Annotated in this window: 2 protein-coding genes and 1 pseudogene; all 3 read right to left on the reverse strand. The window is 71.6% G+C overall.

What is annotated here, in order from left to right:
* Positions 1-295 (reverse strand): annotated as a pseudogene (locus G6021_RS02605) (NUDIX hydrolase); the annotation flags it as partial.
* On the reverse strand, positions 285-1,400 hold the full coding sequence (locus G6021_RS02610; protein WP_182610600.1) for a glycosyltransferase family 4 protein: 1,116 nt from the start codon (positions 1,398-1,400) through the stop codon (positions 285-287). The gene G6021_RS02610 and the pseudogene G6021_RS02605, both read right to left, overlap by 11 nt.
* Before the next feature lie 7 nt (positions 1,401-1,407).
* Positions 1,408-2,080: phosphatidylinositol mannoside acyltransferase (locus G6021_RS02615; RefSeq protein ID WP_241732665.1), on the reverse strand; the 673-nt coding region annotated here is incomplete at its 5' end.

The raw sequence follows: 2,080 nt of genomic DNA on the forward strand, positions 1-2,080 counted from the left end.
GGTCCGGGTCGGGCCGGGGGTCGGTCCCGGTGACCGAGTCGGTCGGATGGGCGCGGGCCAGCGCCAGGGCGTGCGACAACCGCTGCGCCGATGCAGGGTCCCGTCCGCCCAGCTCCGCGACGATCGCGGCTGTCACCGTGTGGCGGCGTTCCAGGGCGCCGATCAGTGCGGCTCGGGCGAGATCCGTCCGGATGTGGAGCCTGTCGAGACGATGTGCGGTGAGGTAGGCGGCGAGCAGGGCGGTCACCGCCAGGATGACCAGTGCGACGACGACGAGGATCACTTCAGCGGACACGAATGGTCTCCCCCGGTCCACGGACGGTCTCGTACACGCGGATCACCCGCTCCGCCACGACCGGCCAGTCGAACTCCCGGACCGCCTCGGAGGCGCGCGCGCAGAGATCGGCTCTGTGTCCGTCGTCGCCGAGCACGCGGACGAGGGCGGCGGCCAGGCCACCGGGGTCCCCCACCGGTGCGAGTTCACCACAGTCCCCGTCTCCCAGGACCCGGCGGAACGCGTCGAGATCGGAGGCCACCACGGCCGTCCCGGCCGCCATCGCCTCCACCAGGACGATGCCGAAACTCTCCCCACCCGTGTTGGGTGCGCAGTAGACGTCCGCGGCCGCGAGCACCGCGGCCTTGCGGGTGTCGTCGACCCGACCGAGGAAGTCCACGTCGAGGCCCGACGGCAACCGGTCCCGCAGTGCCCGCTCGTCGCCGTCCCCCATGATCCGTAACCGGAGGTCGGGCACGGCCTCCAGCACGGCCGGGAGTGCGGAGACCAGAACGTCCATACCCTTGCGCGGTTCGTCGTAACGCCCGAGGAAGGCCACGGTGGGTGAACCGGATCGCTCGGCCGTCGCGTCGACCCCGCGGAACGCGCCGACGTCCACGCCGTTGGGGATCTCCACCGCGCCGGACCCGAGGGCCTCCATCTGCCATCGCCGGGCGAGGGTCGACACCGCGATCCGACCGCGGATCTTCTCCAGGAGCGGTGCGAGGGCGCCGTCCGCGGCACCGAGGATCATCGAGCCGGAGGTGGATGTGTGGAAGGTGGCCGTGATGGGTCCCGAGGACATGGCCAGGGCGAACATCCCGACTCCCGGCGCGTTGGGTTCGTGGATGTGCAACACGTCCAGCGGATCGCTGCGCAACCAGTGACGGGTGGTCCGCCAGGCCGCGGGTCCGAAGCTCAACCGGGCCACGGACCCGTTGTACGGGATCGGGACCCCCGGGCCGGTCAGCGTCATCCCGGAGACCGGTGCGTTCTCGGGGCGGCCGGGGGCGAGCACCCGGACCGAGTGGCCGCGCCGACGCAACTCCTCGGTCAGATCCACCACATGGGCCTGGACGCCGCCCGGCGCATCGAAGGAGTAGGGGCAGATCATGCCGATGCGCACGAGTCGATCAGCCCTCGATCCGCGCGCGACGGTCGGCGGACAGGTCGGCCAGCCACAGGGGTTGGAGCATGTGCCAGTCCGCCGGGTGACGGGCGATCCCTTCGGCGAAGAGGTCGGCCATCGCCTGCACGGCCGCCTCCACTCCGCCGGAGACGTCGATGGGCGGGGTGATCCGCACCCGCATCGTCTCCTCGTCGGAATACCAGAACTGCGCCACGAGGAACGGCGCGCCGGTCTCCACGGCGAGCCTGGCAGCCCCTGCGGGCATCCGGGTGGTCTCACCGAAGAAGGTCACCGGGACGCCGGTCCGACGCAGGTCCCGTTCGCCGGGCAGGCACACGATGCCGCCCCCGCGGAGGAACTCGCGGAGTGCCTCGAGCGGCGGCGTGGCGCCACCGGTGTGCGGATAGATGGTGAATCCCAGGCTCTCCCGGTACTCGAGGAAGCGCTGATAGAGGGATTCCGGCTGCAACCTCTCGGCGACCGTGGCGAAGGTGCCGTACCGCCGCGCCAGCCATGTCCCGCCGAGATCCCAGTTGGCCGAGTGCGGGAGGGCCACGATCACCCCGCGTCCCCGGGCCAGGGCCGCGTCGAGGTGGTCGACGCCCTCGATGGTCCGGTCCATCTCCCTGGCCACGGCCTCGCGGTCCATCGAGGGCAGACGGAACGCCTCCCGCCAA

The organism is Dietzia sp. CW19, from assembly GCF_014145265.1.
GTDB lineage: Bacteria > Actinomycetota > Actinomycetes > Mycobacteriales > Mycobacteriaceae > Dietzia > Dietzia natronolimnaea.